19 protein-coding genes and 1 other annotated feature are annotated in these 22,507 nt (G+C 37.4%); all 19 genes read left to right on the forward strand.

Going from position 1 to position 22,507, the window contains the following annotated elements:
- Positions 1-30: 30 nt before the first annotated feature.
- The 19 genes from mraY (at position 31) to carB (ending at position 22,496) form a co-directional block, all read left to right on the forward strand.
- The gene (mraY, locus tag MHB75_RS01555; RefSeq protein ID WP_141272708.1) at positions 31-1,002 is read left to right on the forward strand and encodes a phospho-N-acetylmuramoyl-pentapeptide-transferase; all 972 of its coding nucleotides are present in this window, start codon (positions 31-33) and stop codon (positions 1,000-1,002) included.
- A gap of 1 nt (position 1,003) precedes the next feature.
- Positions 1,004-2,362, forward strand: coding sequence for a UDP-N-acetylmuramoyl-L-alanine--D-glutamate ligase (gene murD, locus MHB75_RS01560; protein WP_141272710.1), 1,359 nt, complete (start codon positions 1,004-1,006; stop codon positions 2,360-2,362).
- A gap of 12 nt (positions 2,363-2,374) precedes the next feature.
- Positions 2,375-3,124 carry a cell division protein FtsQ/DivIB gene (locus tag MHB75_RS01565; protein WP_340995492.1) on the forward strand — a complete coding sequence of 250 codons (750 nt, stop codon included), beginning with the start codon at positions 2,375-2,377 and terminating at the stop codon, positions 3,122-3,124.
- A 313-nt stretch (positions 3,125-3,437) separates the two neighbouring features.
- Positions 3,438-4,727: a cell division protein FtsA gene (gene ftsA, locus MHB75_RS01570; RefSeq protein WP_340995494.1), complete on the forward strand. Its 1,290-nt coding sequence runs from the start codon at positions 3,438-3,440 to the stop codon at positions 4,725-4,727.
- Between the two features lie 57 nt (positions 4,728-4,784).
- Positions 4,785-5,933 carry a cell division protein FtsZ gene (gene ftsZ, locus MHB75_RS01575; RefSeq protein ID WP_068455074.1) on the forward strand — a complete coding sequence of 383 codons (1,149 nt, stop codon included), beginning with the start codon at positions 4,785-4,787 and terminating at the stop codon, positions 5,931-5,933.
- Between the two features lie 169 nt (positions 5,934-6,102).
- Positions 6,103-6,795 carry a YggS family pyridoxal phosphate-dependent enzyme gene (locus tag MHB75_RS01580; RefSeq protein WP_340995497.1) on the forward strand — a complete coding sequence of 231 codons (693 nt, stop codon included), beginning with the start codon at positions 6,103-6,105 and terminating at the stop codon, positions 6,793-6,795.
- Between the two features lie 2 nt (positions 6,796-6,797).
- Complete coding sequence (locus MHB75_RS01585; protein WP_141272789.1) at positions 6,798-7,313, forward strand: cell division protein SepF; 516 nt, start codon at positions 6,798-6,800, stop codon at positions 7,311-7,313.
- Between the two features lie 12 nt (positions 7,314-7,325).
- Complete coding sequence (locus tag MHB75_RS01590; protein WP_141272716.1) at positions 7,326-7,586, forward strand: YggT family protein; 261 nt, start codon at positions 7,326-7,328, stop codon at positions 7,584-7,586.
- An 83-nt stretch (positions 7,587-7,669) separates the two neighbouring features.
- The gene (locus MHB75_RS01595; protein WP_340995499.1) at positions 7,670-8,458 is read left to right on the forward strand and encodes a YlmH family RNA-binding protein; all 789 of its coding nucleotides are present in this window, start codon (positions 7,670-7,672) and stop codon (positions 8,456-8,458) included.
- Positions 8,459-8,550: 92 nt separating this feature from the next.
- A complete protein-coding gene (locus tag MHB75_RS01600; protein WP_068455061.1) occupies positions 8,551-9,060 on the forward strand; it encodes a DivIVA domain-containing protein in 510 nt (169 codons plus the stop codon).
- 52 nt (positions 9,061-9,112) lie between these two features.
- Positions 9,113-9,341: a binding site (T-box leader), on the forward strand.
- Between the two features lie 74 nt (positions 9,342-9,415).
- The gene (gene ileS / locus MHB75_RS01605) at positions 9,416-12,187 is read left to right on the forward strand and encodes an isoleucine--tRNA ligase (RefSeq protein ID WP_340995501.1); all 2,772 of its coding nucleotides are present in this window, start codon (positions 9,416-9,418) and stop codon (positions 12,185-12,187) included.
- 172 nt (positions 12,188-12,359) lie between these two features.
- A complete protein-coding gene (gene lspA / locus MHB75_RS01610) occupies positions 12,360-12,836 on the forward strand; it encodes a signal peptidase II (protein WP_068455058.1) in 477 nt (158 codons plus the stop codon).
- A complete protein-coding gene (locus MHB75_RS01615; RefSeq protein WP_068455057.1) occupies positions 12,836-13,756 on the forward strand; it encodes an RluA family pseudouridine synthase in 921 nt (306 codons plus the stop codon). Before lspA ends, MHB75_RS01615 begins: the two co-directional genes overlap by 1 nt.
- Before the next feature lie 219 nt (positions 13,757-13,975).
- Positions 13,976-14,515, forward strand: coding sequence for a bifunctional pyr operon transcriptional regulator/uracil phosphoribosyltransferase PyrR (gene pyrR, locus MHB75_RS01620; protein ID WP_068455056.1), 540 nt, complete (start codon positions 13,976-13,978; stop codon positions 14,513-14,515).
- A gap of 29 nt (positions 14,516-14,544) precedes the next feature.
- A complete protein-coding gene (locus MHB75_RS01625; protein ID WP_340995505.1) occupies positions 14,545-15,903 on the forward strand; it encodes a uracil-xanthine permease family protein in 1,359 nt (452 codons plus the stop codon).
- A gap of 166 nt (positions 15,904-16,069) precedes the next feature.
- Positions 16,070-16,948: an aspartate carbamoyltransferase catalytic subunit gene (locus tag MHB75_RS01630; RefSeq protein ID WP_340995507.1), complete on the forward strand. Its 879-nt coding sequence runs from the start codon at positions 16,070-16,072 to the stop codon at positions 16,946-16,948.
- A 1-nt stretch (position 16,949) separates the two neighbouring features.
- Positions 16,950-18,227 (forward strand): dihydroorotase, encoded by a 1,278-nt coding sequence (locus MHB75_RS01635; RefSeq protein ID WP_087682418.1) that lies wholly within the window; start codon positions 16,950-16,952, stop codon positions 18,225-18,227.
- Positions 18,224-19,327, forward strand: coding sequence for a carbamoyl phosphate synthase small subunit (locus tag MHB75_RS01640; RefSeq protein WP_340995510.1), 1,104 nt, complete (start codon positions 18,224-18,226; stop codon positions 19,325-19,327). Before MHB75_RS01635 ends, MHB75_RS01640 begins: the two co-directional genes overlap by 4 nt.
- Positions 19,320-22,496 carry a carbamoyl-phosphate synthase large subunit gene (carB, locus tag MHB75_RS01645; RefSeq protein WP_340995513.1) on the forward strand — a complete coding sequence of 1,059 codons (3,177 nt, stop codon included), beginning with the start codon at positions 19,320-19,322 and terminating at the stop codon, positions 22,494-22,496. The genes MHB75_RS01640 and carB overlap by 8 nt, the downstream gene beginning before the upstream one ends.
- Positions 22,497-22,507: the final 11 nt, after the last annotated feature.

Genomic DNA, 22,507 nt, shown 5'->3' on the forward strand with positions numbered 1-22,507 from the left:
GTACTTAAACGTAATTAAAGGAGAATTAGAATGACAATTTCAATCATGCTAATTACTTTATTTGCAGGTTTTTTATTCTCTGCAATTATTGGACCATTAGCAATCCCGTTTTTAAGACGTATGAAGTTCGGACAAAGTATTCGTGAAGAAGGTCCGCAATCTCATATGAAGAAGCAAGGAACACCAACTATGGGAGGCGTTATCTTCCTATTTTCAATTGTAATCTCAACATTTGGTGTAAGTATTTATTATGGCGAATTTACCGTACAATCTGTTGTACTACTAATCGTATTACTTGGTTTTGGTATTGTTGGATTTTTAGACGATGGATTGAAAATTATTTTTAAAAGAAATTTAGGTTTAACATCACTTCAAAAGTTAATTGCTCAAATCGTTATTTCAGTATTAGCCTATTTCTTATTAAAAGGAACTGGCTTTGCAAATGAATTATCAGTACCTTATACAGAAATCGTATTAAACTTTGGTACGTTTTATATTTTATTTATGGTATTTTGGTTAGTTGGATTCTCAAATGCTGTGAATTTAACAGACGGATTAGATGGTTTGGTAGCAGGTACAGGTGCAATAGCCTTTGCAGCTTTTGGTGTAATTGCTTATGTACAAGACCAAACAGACTTATCGATTTTCTCTTTTGCAGTGGCGGGAGCGTTGTTAGGATTTCTAATATTTAATAAAAACCCTGCCAAAGTATTTATGGGGGATACAGGTTCACTGGCACTTGGTGGTGCGCTTGGAATTGTATCGATTTTAACTCATCAAGAGTTATTACTTTTATTAATTGGTTTAGTGTTTGTAGTTGAAACAGCCTCTGTTATGTTACAAGTTGGAAGTTTTAAAATTCGTAAAAAACGTATTTTCAAAATGGCTCCAATTCATCATCACTTTGAATTATCAGGTTGGTCAGAACAGCGTGTTGTTGTGACATTCTGGGTTGTCGGAATCATTTGTGCGTTAATTGCAGTGCTACCGGAGGTTTTATAGCATGAAAATGGTTGAATCGATGAAAGATAAAAAAGTACTTGTACTTGGCCTTGCTAAAAGTGGGGTAGCCGCTGCGAAACTTCTTCACAAGTTAGGTGCTTTTGTAACAGTAAATGACGCAAAGCCTTTTGAAGAAAATCAAGATGCGCAATTATTATTGCAACATGGTATTACAGTTATTTGTGGACATCACCCAAAGGACATACTTGATGATGGTTTTGAATTAGTCGTTAAAAATCCAGGTATCCCATATACAAACCCAATCATAGAAGATGCATTAATGCGTAAATTACCTGTTTGGACAGAGGTTGAGCTCGCTTATCGTATAAGCGAGGCGCCTATGATTGGTATTACTGGCTCAAATGGCAAAACAACAACCACTTCTTTATTATTTGAAGTATTAAAAGAAGGGAATTTACATCCATTAATTGCTGGGAATATTGGTACAGTTGCTTGTGGTGTTACAGCAGAAGCGACAAAAGATGAAGTGGTTGTAACAGAATTATCTTCTTTTCAATTAATGGGTACAGAGCAATTCAAGCCGAAAATCGCTATTTGGACAAATTTATTTGAAGCACATATTGATTACCACGGTACGATGGAAGACTATGCAAAAGCAAAATTTAATGTAACGCGTAATCAAGACGAAAGTGACTACCTGATTTATAATGCGGATCAAGAGATTGTTGTAAATGAAGTAATGGCTTCTAAAGCTACAAAAATTCCATTTTCATCTACCCGTATTTTAAAAGATGGTATTAGTGCAGATGATGAAATGATTTATTGGATGGGTGAACCTTATTTAGAACGCTCTGTAATTGCATTACCAGGTAAACATAATTTAGAGAACGTACTTTGTGTAGTAGCAACAGCTATTTTAATGGCGTGTCCAAAAGAAGCATTAACACACGTGCTGCAAACTTTTGCAGGTGTAGAGCATCGCACACAATTTGTTGGTATGTATAATGGACGGAAATTTTATAATGATTCCAAAGCAACGAATACATTAGCAACAAAAAGTGCCCTTTCAGCTTTCCATACACCAATCATTCTTCTAGCAGGCGGACTAGATCGAGGACATTCATTCGAAGCCCTACGACCATATATGAATAATGTAAAGGCTGTAGTTGTATCTGGTGAAACAAAAGAGCGATTTGCTGAATTTGCAAACTCTTGTGGTGTATCGGTAATTGAAACAGCTGAAATTATGGAAGATGCTGTGCCAAAAGCATACGCGTTATCTGAAGAAGGAGATACCATTTTATTATCTCCCTCATGTGCGAGTTGGGATCAGTATCCAAGTTTTGAAAATCGCGGCGAACGTTTTGTTGAAGCGGTAAAAAAATTAAAAGTAAATTAAGGAAGTGAGACAATGCAAAAAATAATTGAATTAAAAGAGCATCAAAGTGCGATTATTGAGCGAAGAAAAAAACAGAAAAAACGTAATATAATCACACTATTCATTATTCTCGGCATTGTCTTACTTATTTTAGTGTATGTGCAATCACCATTAAGTCATATTTCAAAAGTAACTATAAAAGGGAATCATTTTGAAACAAATCAATATTACATAGAAAAAAGTGGATTAACTGTTGGAGATTCATTGTGGGGATTTAAAAAAGATCAAGTAGTACAAAATTTAGAAAAGCTAGATTTTGTAAAACAAGTAACAGTCGAAAGAAAATGGTTAAATAGCGTAGCGATTAAAATAAAAGAGAATCGACGAGTAGCTATTCTAAGAACGAGTAATGCACAATATTATGTACTTGAAAACGGTGAACTGTTACCTGGTAGAATTAAACCGAAAAGTTATGAGTTGCCTATTTTCTTAAATTTACATGACGAAAAGCAACGCAAAGAACTAGTGAAACAATTAATGCAATTGTCGCCAGATTTATTGCAAATGATTTCTCAAATCGAACCAGCACCTACAAAATCAAATCCAGAATTATTAAAGATGTATATGAATGATGGATTTGAAGTGCGAATTGATATTCCAAAGATTGCATCAAAAATGAAGTACTATCCTTCAATTATTGCGCAATTAAATCAAAATAAAAAAGGTGTTATTCATTTGGAGATTGGTGGCTATTATAATTCTTTTAAATTAGAATATAAATAGACTACCTATCCAGAATATCTTTTTTTAAAAATCTATGGAATAATATGAGTAACCTAAAAATTATTTTTCTATAAGTGTGTATAAAAGAGTTTTTTAGGGTATAGAGTAGTGGTGCTTTGTCTTAATGTATGTGTTAGATATAAAGTACAATCTTCAGCATAAGTTAGTGCTAGGGTTTAAGTCGTATTTGTTTTTATTTGTTTAATCGACAAAAACCCTAATAATGTGGTAAAAAATCCTAAAGTTACTTAGACAAATATAACAATATACAATAAAATATAAAATAAAGAGAAATAAGAGGAGGTGCTATTCATTGAGTCAGTCAGAATTGTTTGTTTCATTAGACATTGGTTCAAGTTCTGTAAAATGTATCATTGGTGAAGTTGTAGATCAAACAACCATCCATATGATTGGTGTAGGTAAAGAGAAATCTTCTGGAATTAAAAAAGGAAGTATCGTCGATATTGATGCAGCAGGTCAATCGATTCGAAAAGCCATTAACCAAGCCGAACGCATGCTAGGTATTAGCGTTAAAAAAGTTGTAGTAGGTATTCCAGCAAATCAAGTAGCACTCCAAAAAGTAAAAGGTGTCGTTGCAATTAGTAACGATAATCGTGAAATTACAGATGAAGATTTAGATCGTGTAATGGAATCTGCAGAGTCAATGGTAGGGGCACACGGTCATACAAGAGTGGAGCTTATTCCAGAGCAGTTTATTGTTGATAATTTGCCAGAGATTAGCGACCCACGTGGTATGTTAGGAATTCGTTTAGAGATGGATGCTACAGTTGCAACATCTCCAGATACGTATTTACATAATATAGTACGATGTGTAGAAAGAACTGGAGTTGAAATCCAACAAATTTATTTACAGCCACATGTATCAGGCTATTATGCATTGACAGAAGATGAAAAGTCACGTGGCACATTATTTATTGATATGGGTGCAGATACAACAACAATCGGTGTTTATAAAGACAGTCGCTTTACGAATGTTGCGATGATTCCAATTGGTGGCGAAAATATTACAAAAGATTTGTCAATTATTTTAAAAACATCAATGGAACAAGCAGAGAAAATTAAAAAAGATTATGGTCATGCGTTTTATGATACAGCTTCTGACCATGAAATGTTTACAGTGCCAATCATTGGAACAGATTCTAAAGAGCAGTATAGCCAACGATTTATTTCAGAGATTATTGGAGCTCGTGTAGAAGAAATTTTTGACTTAATTTTAGACGAACTATATGCACAGCAAGTAGAAGATTTACCAGGTGGTGTCGTTATTACTGGTGGTGTGGCAAAGCTAGAAGGCTTACAAGAGTTAGCAACAGAGAAATTACAATCAAGCGTTCGATTATATACACCAACTCAAATTGGTGCGCGCGATCCTGAGCTATCGGGAGCAGTTAGTTTGATTCGCTATGCTTATAAAGATAGTGAATTTTATAATGATTACTCTGGAGAAATGTCAATCGAGGTTCCAGAACCAGAAGAACCACGGAAAGAACGCAAAGCTAAAGAGTATGACGACGAAGAAGCACCACCTAAAGAAGGTATTGTTGGTAAATTGAAGCGACTTGTAAATAATCTAATCGAGTAAAGATAGAGAAACGAACTGAATATTTCTACAATGATAAGCAAAAGAGGAGGAAATGGCATGTTAGAATTTGATACAAATGATGATGCACTAGCCGTAATTAAAGTAATTGGTGTTGGCGGCGGTGGTAATAATGCTGTAAATCGTATGATTGAGCATGGTGTTCAAGGTGTAGAATTTATTGCTGTTAATACAGATGCACAAGCATTAAAGCTATCAAGTGCTGAAATAAAATTACAAATTGGTGCTAAATCAACACGTGGATTAGGTGCAGGTGCTAACCCAGAAGTTGGTAAAAAAGCAGCGGAAGAAAGTAAAGAACAATTAGAAGAAGCATTAGCTGGAGCAGATATGGTATTTGTTACTGCTGGAATGGGTGGTGGTACGGGTACTGGTGCGGCACCTGTTATTGCACAAATTGCTCGCGATTTAGGCGCTTTAACAGTAGGTGTTGTTACACGTCCATTTACATTCGAAGGTCGTAAACGCCAATCACAAGCATTAGCTGGTACACAAGCAATGAAAGAAGCGGTAGATACATTAATCGTTATTCCAAATGATCGCTTATTAGAAATTGTTGATAAGAGTACACCAATGCTTGAAGCATTCCGTGAAGCTGATAATGTACTTCGTCAAGGGGTTCAAGGTATTTCGGATTTAATCGCTGTACCAGGTTTAATTAACTTAGACTTTGCAGACGTAAAAACGATTATGTCTAATAAGGGCTCAGCATTAATGGGTATCGGTGTAGCCTCGGGTGAAACACGCGCTGTAGAAGCGGCGAAAAAAGCTATCTCAAGTCCATTACTTGAAACATCCATTACAGGTGCAAAAGGCGTTCTAATGAATATTACGGGTGGAGCAAGTTTAAGTTTGTTTGAAGTACAGGAAGCGGCAGCAATCGTTGCATCTGCATCAGACGAAGATGTTAATATTATCTTCGGTTCTGTTATTAATGATGACTTAAAAGATGAGATTGTTGTGACAGTTATTGCAACAGATTTTAATGAAGCAGCTGTTGTGCCAGATCCACGTCAAATGATGCGTCCGGGTCTGAATCAGACTGCGCGCCCACAACAAGTACAACAGTCACCTCAACCAGTACAACAACCGGTTCAAGAAGAGACAGCAACAACTTCAAATAATACGATGTCTGAAGATACGTATGAAATCCCAGCATTTTTAAGAAATCGTAAAAATCGCCGATAAAGTAATATAGGTGAGTATCATTTTGAGCCAACAAGTGTTGCACACTAACATTTGTTGGCTTTTATTACAAGCACATAACAGTGTAGACATATAGGGTGCTATTCATTGAAATCTCTTTATATGCTTGATACAATGAGACTATAAGTAACTTTGAAAAGTTGGGAAGAATATGAAAACAATTACAGAGAATCTAAAAAATATTCAACAACATATAATAGAGGCAGCTGAAAAGGCGCAGCGTAATACCGAGGATGTTCAAATTATTGCAGTTACAAAACAAGTATCAATTGAACGCGCGCAAGAAGCAATTAGCAATGGTTTGCGACATTTAGGTGAAAACCGCCCTGAAGGATTGATTGCTAAAGAAGAAGTAATTGGTAAACAAGCGATCTGGCATTATATTGGTTCTTTACAAACTAGAAAAGTGCGTAAAGTAATTAATCAAATTGATTATTTACATTCATTAGATCGTCTTAGCTTAGCAGAAGAAATTGAAAAAAGAGCAAATCAAGTAGTAAAGTGTTTCGTACAGGTCAATGTTTCAGAAGAAGAAGCTAAGCATGGTTTAAGTGTAGAAGAAACGATTCCATTTATTAAAGATTTAGCAGCATATTCTAAAATTCAAATTGTAGGCTTAATGACGATGGCACCAAATACAGAGGATGAAGAAATTATTCGCTACACATTTAAGGGTTTAAAAAAATTACAACAACAAGTCGTAGATTTACAAATCCCGTATGCGCCATGTTCAGAACTTTCGATGGGTATGTCGAATGATTATGCAATTGCAATTGAAGAAGGCGCAACCTTTGTGAGAATTGGTACGGCTTTAGTTGGAAGTGAAGGAAGTGTTTCGGAGTGAAAATGAAAAATGTCGTTAAAAACTTTTTTAGACTAGATGATGAAGAGTTCTATGAAGAAGAGGAAACAACATCGACACAAGTAAAATCAAAACAACAACCAGAAGCACAACCACCTGTTCAAGAAGTATCAAAGAATGCAATGGCGATTCCAAATCGACCACGTCCGAATAAGTCAAAAAAGCCGACAGCAGTACCAACTGTTATTGAAAATGAGCAGGTAGGCTCGATTCATAACGTGGTGAGTTTTACACAAAAAACATCAAAAGTGATTTTATTTGAACCATTTTCTTATACAGAAGTAGAAAATATCGGAGATTGTTTAAAAAATAAACGAGCAGCAGTTGTAAATTTACAGCGTATTGATAAAGTACAAGGAAGTCGTATGATTGATTTTCTAAGTGGTGTCATTTTCGCTTTAAATGGTGATATTAAACAAGTCGGTTCAAATATATTTTTATGCACACCTGATAATGTTGAAGTAGATGGGACTATTTCAAATTATCATTTTGATGATTAGAGGAGATATTACATGTTAATAAACGTAATTAATATCGCGTTTGAAATTTATTTTTATGTCATTATTGCTTATGTATTGATGTCATGGTTACCGGCATTACAAGAGTCTACTTTTGGTCAAGTGATTGGCAAGATTGTTGAACCTTATTTGGAAATTTTCAGAAAGATTATTCCACCGATTGGTATGATTGATATTTCACCAATTGTTGCAATCATCGCACTGAATTTTATTCAACTTGGTGTAATCAAAGTATTGTTTTATCTAATGTATTAAATAGAATGTTGAAGGGTGACCTTTTCACAGTATCGTTCGTAAGTCACTATACTGAGAGAAGGTCACTTTTTTGAGGTGAAAACATGGAAGAAATTTTACAACACTTTCGAGAAGATGAGCAGCCTTTTGTTATTCAAGCGAAAGAATGGATTGCAGATGTGGCATTAAGATATACACCAAAACTAACCGCTTTTTTAGATCCACGCCAAATTGCTATTATTACATCTTTAGTAGGTCAAAATGGTGATGTAAAGATTCAAACATCTGGTGGTTTTGTAGAAGCAGAAAGACAGCGTGTGCTGCTATACCCAGATTACTTTGAGCCAGAAAAGAATGATTTTGAGTTAGTGGTATATGAATTACGTTACCCCGCAAAATTCTTACAATTAAAACACGGTGATGTTTTAGGTGCGTTAATGGCATCAGGTTTAGATCGTGGTAAGTTTGGGGATATTAGAATAGATGGAGAAAAAATCCAATTTGTTATACAAAAAGCATTTGCATCCTTTATTATGGTTAATTTAGAGTCCATTCATAAAGCGAAGGTTCATTTAATGGAAGTGACAGAAGAAGCTCATTATCTTTTGCCACAAGATCAATGGACGGAACAATATGATACGGTATCTTCGTTACGTTTAGATACAGTAATTGCATCTGTTTATAAAATATCACGTCAAAAGGCATCCCAATTGATTCAAGCTGGAAAAGTAAAAGTGAATCATCAGCAACAAGAGCAAGGAACAATGGAGTTAGAAGAACAAGATTTAATCTCAATTCGGGGGTTTGGTCGCTCTATGATTCGTTCAATCGAAGGACGTACAAAAAAAGATAAAATTCGTATTGTATTTGGGAAATTAGAAAGAAAAAGATAAAAATTATAAAAAATAATAATAGTAGATGAAGTTATACCTAATGAGGGGTATAATAAACCTATCTATATTGACAGGAAAAAGGGGAGAAAAATATGCCAATATCACCAATCGATATACATAATAAGGAATTCAACCGCGCGTTTCGTGGATATAATGAAGATGAGGTTAATGAATTTTTAGAACAAGTCATGGAAGATTTGAAAGTCATTTTAGACGAAAAAAAGGAATTGGAAAACCGTCTGGTATCGATGAATGAGCAAATTGGTCATTATAACTCTTTAGAAGATACACTTCAAAAGTCGATTATTGTGGCACAAGAAGCGGCTGAAGAAGTGCGTCGTAATTCACAAAAAGAAGCGAAGTTAATTGTGAAAGAAGCAGAGAAAAATGCCGATCGCATTGTGAACGAAGCACTTTCAAAAGCGCGTCGCATTGCGATGGAAATTGAAGAACTGAAAAAACAATCAAAAGTATTCCGCAATCGCTTTAAAATGATTGTAGAAGCACAATTGGACTTAATCGAGAATGATGATTGGGATCATTTGATGGAATATGAAGCAGATACATCAGAGCTAGAACATTTAAATTTACCACAAGAATAGTTGAGTACTACTTGACGAATGCGAAACGTTTTTTTATAATCGCATTATATGTATAAAAGTATTGATAGAGACAGTATTTTATGAGAGCAGTAAAGCGATTCGAGGATAGTGTAAGCTCGGACAACGTAATCATAAGAGAAAATCACTCTTGAACTAGATTGCTGAACAGATTTAGTAAGCAATCTCGGGCGCACACCGTTACTGTGTTCTAAGAGGCAAATTAAGTAGAATTAGTTTGCAACTAGGGTGGTACCGCGAGAATACTCCTCCTCGTCCCTTTGGGATGGGGAGTTTTTTTATTTCCTGGGAAATTTCCTAGGGAAAATATGAGATGAATTAGAGGAGGAACTTCAATATGGATTATAAAAATACACTATTGATGCCAAAAACTGATTTCCCGATGCGTGGAAATTTACCAAACAACGAACCAAAAATCCAAGATAAATGGAACGAGATGGATATTAATAAACTTGTTCTTGAACGTACAAAAGATCGTACACCATTTATCTTACATGATGGACCTCCGTATGCGAACGGCGATTTACACATGGGTCATGCTTTAAACAAAGTATTAAAAGATATGATTAACCGTCACCGCTCAATGACAGGTTATTTTGTACCGTACGTTCCTGGTTGGGATACGCATGGTTTACCAATTGAACAAGCATTAACTAAAAAAGGACATGACCGCAAAAAAATGTCGGTAGCAGAATTCCGTGAGTTATGTATGCAATATGCATATGAACAAGTAAATAACCAACGTGAACAATTCCGTCGTATTGGTGTTCGTGGTGATTGGGAAAACCCATATATCACATTAAACCCTGAGTTTGAAGCTCGTCAAATTGGTGTATTTGGTCGTATGGCTGAAAAGGGTTATATCTATAAAGGTTTAAAACCTGTTTACTGGTCACCTTCAAGTGAGTCAGCATTAGCAGAAGCTGAAATCGAATATGCTAATGTAACATCACCATCAATTTATGTAGCATTCGCTGTAGAAGATGGAAAAGGCGTTGTGAACCAAGATGAAAAGTTCATCATCTGGACAACAACACCATGGACAATCCCAGCGAACTTAGGTATTTCAGTAAATCCTGAATTCACCTATATTGTAGTGAAAGCAAACGATCAAAAATATATCGTAGCAAAAGATTTATTAGAGGACGTTGCACAAAAACTAGGTTTTGAAAATGTGGAGATTGATCGTGAAATCTCAGGTGCAGATTTAGAAAACGTAACAGCGAAACATCCTTTATTTGACCGCACATCATTAGTGATGTTAGGTGACCACGTAACAGCAGAAGCTGGTACAGGGTGTGTTCATACAGCAACAGGCCATGGTGAAGATGACTATCAAGTTGGTAAACGTTATGGTCTTGAAACATTATCAATCGTTGATAACAAAGGTATGATGACAGAAGATGCAGGTGAATTTGCTGGTTTATTCTATGAAAAAGCAAATGGACCAATCTGTGATAAGTTAGAAGAAGTAGGTGCTTTATTAAGCAAAACATTCTTCGAGCACTCGTACCCACATGACTGGCGTACAAAAAAACCAGTTATTTTCCGTGCAACACCACAATGGTTTGCATCAATTGAAAGTTTCCGCGGCGAATTATTACAAGCGATTCGTGAGACAAACTTCACACCTGTATGGGGCGAAACACGTCTGTATAATATGATTCGTGATCGTGGTGACTGGTGTATTTCTCGTCAACGTACATGGGGTGTTCCAATTCCTGTATTCTATGCTGAGAACGGTGAAGAAATTATTACAAAAGAAACAATTGAACACGTACAAAACTTATTCCGTGAACACGGTTCAAATATTTGGTTCCAAAAAACAGCAAAAGAGTTATTACCAGAAGGCTTCACACATCCTGGTTCACCAAATGGTGAGTTTACAAAAGAAAATGACATCATGGATGTATGGTTTGATTCAGGTTCAACACATCAAGGTGTATTAGATGAGCGTCCAGAATTACGCTACCCAGCTGATTTATACTTAGAGGGTTCTGACCAATATCGTGGTTGGTTCAACTCGTCATTAATCACATCGGTTGCAATTAATGGTCACGCACCTTATAAAGGTTTACTATCACATGGTTTCGTACTAGATGGTGATGGTCGTAAGATGTCTAAATCACTTGGTAACATCATCGCGCCATCTAAAGTAATGAATCAATACGGTGCAGATATCCTACGTCTATGGGTTGCTTCTGTTGACTATACAGCAGACGTTCGTATCTCAATGGATATGTTAAAGCAAGTTTCGGAAGTATATCGTAAAGTACGTAATACGCTTAAATTCTTACATGGTAACTTACACGACTTCAATCGTGAAACAGACTATGTAGCATATGAAGATTTACGTGAAGTAGATCAATACATGTATATGAAGTTACAACAGTTCATCAAAACAGTTCGTGAAGCATATGATGCATATGAATTTGCAACAGTGTATAAAGCGATGAACAACTTCATCTCATCTGATTTAAGTTCATTCTACTTAGATCTTGCGAAAGATGTTGTCTATATTGAAGGTTATGATCAACCAGCTCGTCGTGCGATGCAATCTGTTATTGCGGATACATTAGATGCATTACTAAAACTATTATCACCAATCATTCCACATACAGCGGATGAAATGTGGTCGTATTTAGAAGAAACAGATGTACCTTCTGTTCAATTAACAGACATGCCAGATGCGGTTGAAAAAGCCAATTTCGAAGCATTAGATGAAAAATGGTCACGTATTATGGAAATTCGTAGTGTTGTGTTGAAAGCACTTGAACAAGCGCGTAACCATAAAGTTATCGGTAAATCACTTGAAGCGAAAGTAACAGTTTACTGTGATGAGCAAACAACAGCATTGCTACAAGACCCTACAGTTAACTATGCGCAATTAAGCATCGTTTCTCAATTTGTAGTAGGTGGCTTAACAAGCGAAGCACCTGATAGCGCTATAGAGCAAGATGGTATTGCGGTAACAGTAGAAAAAGCTGAAGGTGAAAAATGTGAGCGTTGCTGGACAATTTCAGAAACAGTTGGCTCTAATGAACAACACCCTACACTTTGCGCACATTGTGCAGAAGTAGTAGAAGCTTATTACGTAGAAGCTGAATAATAAGAATTTAAACATCTTCCTATAATCGTTCATTCGGTTTGGGAAGATGTTTTTCTTTGTGTGCAATTCGTGAAAGAAGTAGAACATGAATAAAAAAATCTTTCGGTTATTTCTCAAAAAGTGAATGGGTATGGTAAAATGAGTAACATATTGTATAGACGGAGGAAACAAGGTGTTTAAATATTATCTTATTGCATTATTTGTTATTGTGTTAGACCAAGTAACGAAGTGGTTTGTAGTAGACAATATGGAACTTGGACAAGAAGTGTCGGTATTTGACCCATATTTATCTATTTATTCGCATCGAAATCGCGGCGCTGCGTGGGGAATTCTACAAGATCAATTCTGGTTATTCGCCATCATTACAGTAGTCGTGGTCGTAGGGATTATCTATTTTTACCATAAAGAAGCAAAAAGAAAACCGTTATTACAGGCGAGTTTAATGATGCTTTTAGGTGGTGCAATTGGTAACTTTATCGACCGAGTATTTCGTGGAGAAGTTGTCGATTTTGTCAGTGTATTAATCCCAGGAATCAATTATCAATTCCCGATTTTTAATATTGCAGATGCAGCGTTAACGCTCGGCGTTATTATGTTAATTATATATATTCTTTTCGAAGATCGAAAAGTAAAGAAAAAGGTGAAGTAATGTCAGAAACATTTTTAATTACAGCAGAACAAAAAGGTCAACGTCTTGATAAAGTCTTAGGAGCTTTACAAGAAGAATGGTCGCGTGGTCAAATTCAAACATTTATTGATGAAGGTCATTTATTAGTAAATGGAGAAAAAGTAAAAAAAACATATAAACTAAAAGAGAACGATGAAATTGTCGTGAATCCACCAGAACCAGAGCCGCTTGAAATTTTAGCAGAAGATTTAAACTTAGAAATCGTTTATGAAGATGCAGATGTATTAGTTGTGAATAAGCCAAAAGGTATGGTTGTTCATCCAGCGCCTGGTCATACAACCGGTACATTAGTGAATGGTTTAATGCATCAAGTAACAGATTTATCAGGTATTAATGGTGTGATGCGTCCAGGAATTGTTCACCGTATTGATAAAGATACATCAGGTTTATTAATGGTTGCTAAAAATGATTTAGCACATGAGTCGCTTGTACAACAACTAGTCGATAAGTCTGTAACACGTCGTTATATTGCATTAGTTCATGGTCATATTCCACATGATAAAGGTACAATTGATGCACCAATCGGACGTGACAAAAAAGACCGTCAAAAAATGGGCGTTGTAGATGAAGGAAAGCACGCTGTAACACATTTCCAAGTGATTGGTCGCTTTGGTGTAGACTATACATTAGTACAATGCCGTCTTGAAACAGGTCGTACACACCAAATTCGTGTGCATATGAACTACATCGGCTATCCATTAGTAGGCGATCCGAAATATGGACCGAAAAAGACAATGGATATCGGTGGTCAGGCATTACACGCAGGTGTACTTGGTTTTGTTCATCCACGTACGAATGAATATTTAGAGTTTGAAGCGCCAATGCCACAAGAGTTTGACGCATTATTGAACGAACTAAAATCTTCATACGATAAAAAATAAAAAAGCAATTGACACTTTAAGTCATAGAGCATATACTGATAACAGTGAAAAACTAATATTCACCTTTAAAGACAGTCCAGAGAGGCTGAAAAGGATGCGAAGAATGTGGGATTACTGTATGCGTACAGTGTATTTGACATATCTATAAGTATACCTATAACCTCTCGGGCATAACGCTCGGGAGTTTTTTTTATGCCACGAAATAGGGAGGTAATAACCGTGACAAAAAAAGCAGAAATTCTTGATCAAGCAGGTATGAATCGTGCTTTAACACGAATTGCACACGAAATCATCGAACGCAATGAGGGTATTGATGAAGTGATTTTAGTTGGAATCAAAACACGCGGTGCATACTTAGCGAAACGTTTAGCACAAAAAATCAATACGATTGAGAAAAAAGAAATTCGTTCAGGAGAATTAGACATCTCACTTTATCGTGATGACTTATCGACAAAGACGAATAACGGAGAAGCACTCGTACAACAAGTAGATATTACAGATGATGTAACGAATCAAAAAGTTGTACTCGTAGATGATGTATTGTACACAGGACGTACGGTACGTGCAGCAATGGACGCTGTAATGGATGTCGGTAGACCTTCACAAATTCAACTAGCCGTTCTAGTTGACAGAGGACATCGTGAACTACCAATTCGTGCAGACTTCGTAGGGAAAAACATTCCAACAGCAAGTCATGAACGCATTGTTGTAAGCATGGTGGAAGTAGACGATACAGACCAAGTAGCCATTTACGAATAAGCAAGATAGAATGTGAGGACATTATAGATATGACAAATGCAGTATTAGATATTAACGACAAGCCGAAAACGAGCCAACTTTTAACACTTAGTTTACAACATATGTTTGCGATGTTTGGTTCGACAATCCTTGTTCCAACATTAACAGGTTTATCACCAGCAATTGCCCTTTTAACAAGTGGCGTTGCAACATTATTCTTCTTATTAATTACACGCTTTCAAGTTCCAGCGTACTTAGGATCATCATTTGCATTTATCGCACCAATGATGGTTGCAACACAGTCATTTGGCGGACCAGGTGGAGCCATGCTAGGCGCCATGCTAGTTGGTGTGACATACGGTATAGTCGCACTAGTGATTTGGAAAACAGGTTATAAATGGTTAATGCGTTTATTACCGCCAATCGTTGTAGCACCTGTTATTATGGTTATCGGTTTAGGTTTAGCAGCAACCGCTGTAGATATGTCAATGAATGAAACATTACAAAACGGTACAAAAGTGTATCATGCATCGTATTTCATCATTGCGCTGATTACATTAGCAGCAGCCATCTTAGTGAACAACTTCATTAAAGGTGTAGTAAGTACAATGCCAATCTTACTTGGCTTAATTGCAGGTTATGTAGCAGCATTAATTTCAGACAAAATTGCAGGTACAAACTTTATCGACTTTTCAAAAGTAGTTGATGCGGCATGGATTGAAGTACCAAATTTCTTAATACCAGGTGTCGATTACACAATTAACTTTACACCGGCGATTGCGCTTGCGATGGTACCGATTGTTATCGTAACGATTTCAGAACATATTGGTCACCAATTAGTATTAGGGAAAATTGTAAAACGTAACTATATTAAAAACCCTGGTCTAAATCGTTCATTACTAGGTGATGGGTTAGGTACATTCCTTTCAGCATTAGTAGGTGGACCACCTAAAACAACTTACGGTGAAAACATTGGTGTATTAGTGTTAACACGTGTATTCAGCGTATGGGTCATCGGCGGTGCGGCAGTATTCGCTATGCTACTTGCATTCTCAGGTAAGTTAATGGCACTTGTAAGCACAATCCCTGCACCAGTACTTGGTGGTGTATCGATTCTACTATTCGGTATTATCGCTTCATCTGGTCTACGTATGTTAGTTGAAAACAAAATCGACTTCGATCATAAACGTAACTTAGTTATCGCTTCGGTAATCTTAATCTTAGGAATCGGTGGCGGTAAGATTTTATGGCAAAATGCATTCGGTATTGAAGGCAATGATTTTGCAATCGAAGGTATGGCTTTAGCAGCAATCGTCGGTGTGATTTTAAATGTCATCTTACCAGGTAAAGCACAGCCGGATATTGAGTTACAAGCAGAAGAAGAACGTGAAAAACAACTTGAAAAATAAATAATAAATAACCTTTTAAAGATTGCCCAGAGAGGCAAAGAAGGGTGCTGTGATTTGTACGGAAGTAGTCTATACACTACCTCTCTACCTTGTCATACCCATCTTAAGCCTCCCTAACCAAATTTAGGGAGGCTTTTCTTATGAAAAATGAGGAGGATCTGCAGAAATGAAAAATTTACTGTCAATGGATGAAGTATCAACAGAAGAAATTATGACGATTTTAAACAGAGCGGCTGAATTCGAGGCGGGCGCACAACCACAACTAGAGAAAGAATACTTTGTTGCAAACCTCTTTTTTGAGCCAAGTACACGTACGAAAACATCATTTGAAGTGGCAGAGCGTCGTGTAGGAGCGACAGTCATTCCATTTGATACAGGCTTTTCAAGTGTATTAAAGGGAGAAACTTTATACGACACAGTAAAAACAATTCAGCAGAGCGGAATTGACGCAGTTGTTATTCGACATAAACAAGATGCGTATTATGAAGAGTTACTAGAAGGGGTAGACGTAGCGATTGTCAATGCAGGAGACGGAGCAGGACAACATCCATCACAATCACTACTTGATTTATATACGATTTATAAAGAGTTCGGACGATTTGAAGGCGTACAAGTAACGATTGCAGGTGATATTTCACATAGTCGTGTAGCGAAGTCAGATGCGATTGCACTTGAAAAGTTGGGCGCAGATGTTCACTTTGTATGTCCTCCAGAATGGCAAGGTGAGTTTGACGCACAACATGAGTGGGATCAACAAATCGAAACGAGCGACGTGATTATGTTACTGCGCGTACAACATGAACGTGATGCAGCATATGAAGGGTTCACAACAGAGAGTTATCATGCACAATACGGTTTAACGGTTGAGCGTGAAAAGCAAATGAAGGACGGTGCAATCATCATGCACCCTGCACCAATTAATCGCGGTGTAGAAATCGATTCATCATTAGTAGAGTGTGAGCGCTCAAGAATCTTCGCACAAATGAAAAATGGTTTATACATTCGTATGGCGATCATGGAGCAAATTTTAAAGGGGAGAGATTAACATGACAAAACTATTAAAAAATGTACAAATGTTAAACGAGCAAGGCGAATTACAGCAAGTGGATATCTTAATGGAAGATGGAAAAGTAGCAGACATCCAATCGACGATTACGGTAGAAGGTGCAGAAGTAATTGATGGTAAAGGGCTTGTCGTATCTCCAGGTTTTGTCGATGTACATACACATCTACGCGAACCAGGTTATGAGCATAAAGAAACAATCGCAACAGGTTCGGCATCGGCAGCAAAGGGTGGTTTCACAACAATTTGCGCGATGCCAAATACAAACCCAGTACCTGATTCAGTAGAGCATTTAGACATGATTAATCAATTAATCGAAGAACGCGCAGTGATTCGCGTGCTACCATATGGTTCATTAACAGTGGCACAGTCAGGTGATGAGCGTACCGATCTAGCAGCATTAAAAGCACATGGTGCAGTCGCATTTTCAGATGACGGCGTTGGTGTACAAGAAGCAGCAACAATGTATGAACAAATGAAAGACGCAGCTGCAATCGGTATGACAGTTGTCGCACATTGTGAAGATAACTCATTAATCTATGACGGTGTTATGCATGAAGGAACGCGTAATAAAGAATTAGGTTTACCAGGTATTCCTTCAATCTGTGAATCTGTACAAATTGCACGCGACGTACTTCTTGCGGAAGCAGCAGGCGCTCACTATCACGTATGTCACGTATCAACAAAAGAATCCGTACGTGCTGTACGCGATGCAAAAGCAGCAGGCATTCATGTAACAGCAGAAGTTTGTCCGCATCACTTACTATTAGAAGAGATGGATATTCCATCAGATGATGCAAACTGGAAGATGAACCCTCCTTTACGTGCAATTGAAGATAAGGATTCATTACATGCAGCATTACTTGACGGTACAATCGATTGTATCGCAACAGATCACGCGCCACATACAGTAGAAGAAAAATGCTGTGGTATGGTTGGTGCACCATTCGGTATCGTTGGTTTTGAAACAGCCTTCCCATTACTGTACACACACTTTGTAAAAACAGGTAAGTGGACACTACAACAATTAATTGAGTGGATGGCAACAAAACCAGCAGAAATCTTCAAATTGCCATACGGTAAAATTGAAGTTGGCGCTTCAGCAGATTTAGTCTTAATTGACTTAGAAAAAGAGCAACAAATTGATGCAGAAGGCTTTGTATCAATGGGTCGCAACACACCGTTCAATGGCTGGACAGCACAAGGTTGGCCAGTGATGACAATTTATAACGGACAAATCGTTTGGGAGGATGCACAATGAAAACGAGAAAATTAATTTTAGAAAATGGTGAAGTATTTGAAGGAACAGCATTTGGTAGCGAGAATGGATCAGATGGTGAAGTAGTATTCACAACAGGAATGACAGGTTACCAAGAAACAATGACAGACCCATCATTCTGCGGTCAAATTGTAACCATGACATACCCATTAATCGGGAACTACGGCATGAACCGTGATGACTTTGAAACAATTGCTCCAGCAATTAAAGGTTTCGTTGTACAAGAACTAGCAAAAACACCATCAAACTTCCGTTCAGAGCGTACAGTTGATGAATTTTGTAAACAAAAAAATATCCCTGGAATTGAAGGGATTGATACGCGTAAATTAACACGTATGATTCGTACAGAAGGTTCTGTAAAGGGCTATATTACAGCTGTTGGCGAAGAAGTAAATGTAGAAGAAGTAGTAACACGCCTACAAAATACAACATTCCCAACAAACCAAGTTGAGCAAGTATCGACAAAATCAGCTTATCCATCACCAGGTCGCGGTAAAAAAGTAGTCTTAATGGACTTCGGTATGAAACATGGTATCTTACGCGAATTAAATAAACGTGATTGTGACGTAGTCGTTGTACCTTACAATACAACAGCAGAAGAAATTCTATCATATAATCCAGACGGTATGATGTTATCGAATGGACCTGGGGATCCAAAAGATGTACCAGAAGCAGTAGAAACAATCAAAGCACTAATCGGACAATTGCCAATCTTCGGTATTTGCTTAGGTCACCAACTATTCGCTCTAGCAAGTGGCGCAGACTCATTCAAACTAAAATTCGGTCACCGCGGTGCAAACCATCCAGTTAAAGACTTAAAAACAGGTCGTACAGAATTAACGTCTCAAAACCATGGTTACGCAGTTGACCCAGATTCATTAGAAGGAACAGATTTAGAAATTACACATGTTGCACTAAATGACGGTACAGTTGAAGGAATACGCCATAAAGTACATCCTGTATTCACAGTGCAATATCACCCAGAAGCATCACCGGGACCAGAAGATTCAAATCACTTATTTGACGAATTTATCGAATTAATGAATACATACGCTGGGAAGGAGCAATCACAACATGCCTAAACGCCAAGACATTCAATCCATTTTAGTAATCGGTTCAGGTCCAATTGTTATTGGACAAGCCGCAGAATTTGACTACGCAGGTACACAAGCTTGTTTATCTCTTAAAGAAGAAGGTTACCGCGTTATTCTAATCAACTCAAATCCAGCAACAATTATGACAGATACAGAAATTGCTGATAAAGTTTACATCGAACCAATCAGTTTAGAGTTCGTATCACGTATTCTTCGTAAAGAACGTCCAGATGCAATCCTACCAACATTAGGTGGTCAAACAGGTCTGAATATGGCAATTGAGCTACATAATTCAGGAATTCTTGATGAACTGAACATTGAAATCTTAGGAACAAAATTAGATGCGATTCACCAAGCAGAAGACCGTGATTTATTCCGTAACTTAATGTATGAACTAGATGTACCAACACCAGAATCAGAAATCATTCACACAGTGGAAGAAGCACAAGCTTTCGTAGACCAAGTTGGTTACCCTGTAATCGTTCGTCCAGCATTTACACTTGGTGGAACAGGCGGCGGTATTTGTGAAAACGAACAAGAGCTTCACGAAATCGTTGCTTCTGGTTTAAAATACTCACCTGTAACACAATGTCTACTTGAAAAGTCAATTGCAGGTTATAAAGAGATTGAGTATGAAGTAATGCGTGATTCAAAAGATAATGCAATCGTTGTATGTAACATGGAGAACGTTGACCCTGTAGGGATTCACACTGGTGACTCAATCGTAGTAGCACCGTCACAAACATTATCAGACCGCGAATACCAAATGTTACGTAATGTATCATTAAAAATCATTCGTGCATTAGGTATTGAAGGTGGATGTAACGTACAGTTAGCACTTGATCCACATAGCTTCAACTACTACATTATCGAAGTAAACCCACGTGTATCACGTTCATCAGCACTTGCTTCAAAAGCAACGGGCTACCCAATTGCAAAATTAGCAGCGAAAATTGCGGTAGGTTTAACATTAGACGAGATGATTAACCCAGTAACAGGTAAAACATATGCTTGTTTCGAACCAGCACTTGACTACATCGTAGCGAAAATTCCACGCTGGCCATTCGATAAGTTCGAAGGTGCAAAACGTAACCTTGGAACACAGATGAAAGCAACAGGTGAGGTTATGGCGATTGGTCGTAACTTTGAAGAAGCGATGTTAAAAGCAGTTCGTTCACTTGAAACAGGACACAAGCATCTTGAAATGAAACATGCAGAAGAATTAACAGACGAGTGGATTCAAAAACGTATTACAAAAGCAGGCGATGAGCGCTTATTCTTCCTAGGAGAAGCATTACGCCGCGGTGTTACAATCGAGCAAATTCATGAATGGTCACAAATTGATTTATTCTTCTTAAATAAATTTAAAAACATTGTAGATTATGAAGAAGTACTTCGTAACAATGTAAAAGACGTCGAAACATTACGTCATGCGAAGAAAATTGGTTTTGCAGACGAAACAATCGCAAAATTATGGGGCATGAAAGAAGAAGAAGTATATGACTTCCGTAAAGAACATGGTATCATTCCAGTTTATAAAATGGTTGATACATGTGCAGCTGAATTCGAATCAGAAACACCATACTTCTACGGAACATATGGCGACGAAAACGAATCAATCAAAACAGATCGTGAATCTGTAATCGTACTTGGTTCAGGTCCAATTCGTATCGGACAAGGTGTAGAATTTGACTATGCGACAGTACACTCTGTATGGGCGATTCAAGAAGCAGGATATGAGGCAATCATCATCAACTCAAACCCTGAAACTGTATCTACAGACTTCTCAATCTCAGATAAACTATACTTTGAACCATTAACAATTGAAGATGTTATGCACATCGTTGATTTAGAACAACCAAAAGGCGTTGTTGTTCAATTCGGTGGTCAAACAGCAATCAACTTAGCAGATAAACTAGAAGCACGCGGCGTTAAAATCTTAGGTACATCATTAGATGATATCGACCGTGCAGAATCACGTGACCGTTTTGAAGCAGCATTACACGAAATCGGTATTCCACAACCACTTGGTAAAACAGCTACAAACACACTAGACGCTGTAGCAATTGCTGAGGAAATCGGTTATCCTGTACTTGTTCGTCCTTCATATGTACTGGGCGGACGTGCGATGGAGATTGTTTATAACACGCCAGAACTTGAGCACTACATGGCGACAGCAGTAGAAGCTTCACCAGAACACCCAGTATTAATCGACCGTTACTTAACAGGTAAAGAGATTGAAGTCGATGCAATCTGTGACGGCGAAAATGTATGTATTCCTGGCATCATGGAACATATTGAACGCGCAGGTGTTCACTCAGGTGACTCAATCGCTGTATATCCAACACAAGATTTATCACAAAAACATATCGACACATTAGTAGACTACACAACACGTTTAGCAAAAGGTTTAAACATTAAAGGATTAATGAACATCCAATATGTTATCTCAGATGACATTGTTTACGTAATCGAAGTCAACCCACGTGCTTCACGTACAGTGCCATTCTTAAGTAAGATCACAAACATTCCAATGGCAAATGTTGCGACAAAAGCAATCTTAGGTCAATCAATTGTAGAACAGGGATATCCAGTAGGTTTAGCGCCTATTAAAGACGGCGTATTTGTAAAAGTTCCAGTATTCAGCTTTGCAAAACTTCGTCGTGTTGATACAACATTAGGACCTGAAATGAAATCAACAGGTGAAGTTATGGGTAAAGACTCAACACTTGAAAAAGCATTATACAAAGGTTTCGTTGCAGCAGGTATGAAGATTGAAGATCATGGTTCAGTATTAATGACTGTATCAGATAAAGACAAAGAAGAAGCAACAGAACTAGCAAAACGTTTTGTTAATATCGGTTATAGCATTTTAGCAACACCAGGTACTGCGGCAGCACTTGAAGAAGCAGGTGTACAAGTACAAGTAGTTGATAAAATCGGCTCAAACGGCCCAACATTATTAGATGTGATTCAAAAAGGTAACGCACAGCTTGTTATCAACACATTAACAAAAGGGAAGCAACCAGCACGTGACGGATTCCGAATTCGTCGTGAATCAGTAGAAAACGGTGTAGCTTGCTTAACTTCACTTGATACAGCAGAAGCAATCTTACGAGTAATTGAATCAATGACATTCACAGCAGAACAAATGTAAAAAAAGCGGAG

Origin of the sequence: Kurthia sp. FSL E2-0154, assembly GCF_038003625.1 — a bacterium.
GTDB classification, from domain to species: domain Bacteria; phylum Bacillota; class Bacilli; order Bacillales_A; family Planococcaceae; genus Kurthia; species Kurthia gibsonii.

Coding starts and splice junctions, on each gene's coding strand:
- mraY (WP_141272708.1), top strand. CDS start 31: ATGACAATTTCAATCATGCTAATTACTTTATTTGCAGGTTTTTTATTC.
- murD (WP_141272710.1), top strand. CDS start 1,004: ATGAAAATGGTTGAATCGATGAAAGATAAAAAAGTACTTGTACTTGGC.
- MHB75_RS01565 (WP_340995492.1), top strand. CDS start 2,375: ATGCAAAAAATAATTGAATTAAAAGAGCATCAAAGTGCGATTATTGAG.
- ftsZ (WP_068455074.1), top strand. CDS start 4,785: ATGTTAGAATTTGATACAAATGATGATGCACTAGCCGTAATTAAAGTA.
- MHB75_RS01580 (WP_340995497.1), top strand. CDS start 6,103: ATGAAAACAATTACAGAGAATCTAAAAAATATTCAACAACATATAATA.
- MHB75_RS01585 (WP_141272789.1), top strand. CDS start 6,798: ATGAAAAATGTCGTTAAAAACTTTTTTAGACTAGATGATGAAGAGTTC.
- MHB75_RS01590 (WP_141272716.1), top strand. CDS start 7,326: ATGTTAATAAACGTAATTAATATCGCGTTTGAAATTTATTTTTATGTC.
- MHB75_RS01595 (WP_340995499.1), top strand. CDS start 7,670: ATGGAAGAAATTTTACAACACTTTCGAGAAGATGAGCAGCCTTTTGTT.
- MHB75_RS01600 (WP_068455061.1), top strand. CDS start 8,551: ATGCCAATATCACCAATCGATATACATAATAAGGAATTCAACCGCGCG.
- ileS (WP_340995501.1), top strand. CDS start 9,416: ATGGATTATAAAAATACACTATTGATGCCAAAAACTGATTTCCCGATG.
- MHB75_RS01615 (WP_068455057.1), top strand. CDS start 12,836: ATGTCAGAAACATTTTTAATTACAGCAGAACAAAAAGGTCAACGTCTT.
- MHB75_RS01625 (WP_340995505.1), top strand. CDS start 14,545: ATGACAAATGCAGTATTAGATATTAACGACAAGCCGAAAACGAGCCAA.
- MHB75_RS01630 (WP_340995507.1), top strand. CDS start 16,070: ATGAAAAATTTACTGTCAATGGATGAAGTATCAACAGAAGAAATTATG.
- MHB75_RS01635 (WP_087682418.1), top strand. CDS start 16,950: ATGACAAAACTATTAAAAAATGTACAAATGTTAAACGAGCAAGGCGAA.
- MHB75_RS01640 (WP_340995510.1), top strand. CDS start 18,224: ATGAAAACGAGAAAATTAATTTTAGAAAATGGTGAAGTATTTGAAGGA.
- carB (WP_340995513.1), top strand. CDS start 19,320: ATGCCTAAACGCCAAGACATTCAATCCATTTTAGTAATCGGTTCAGGT.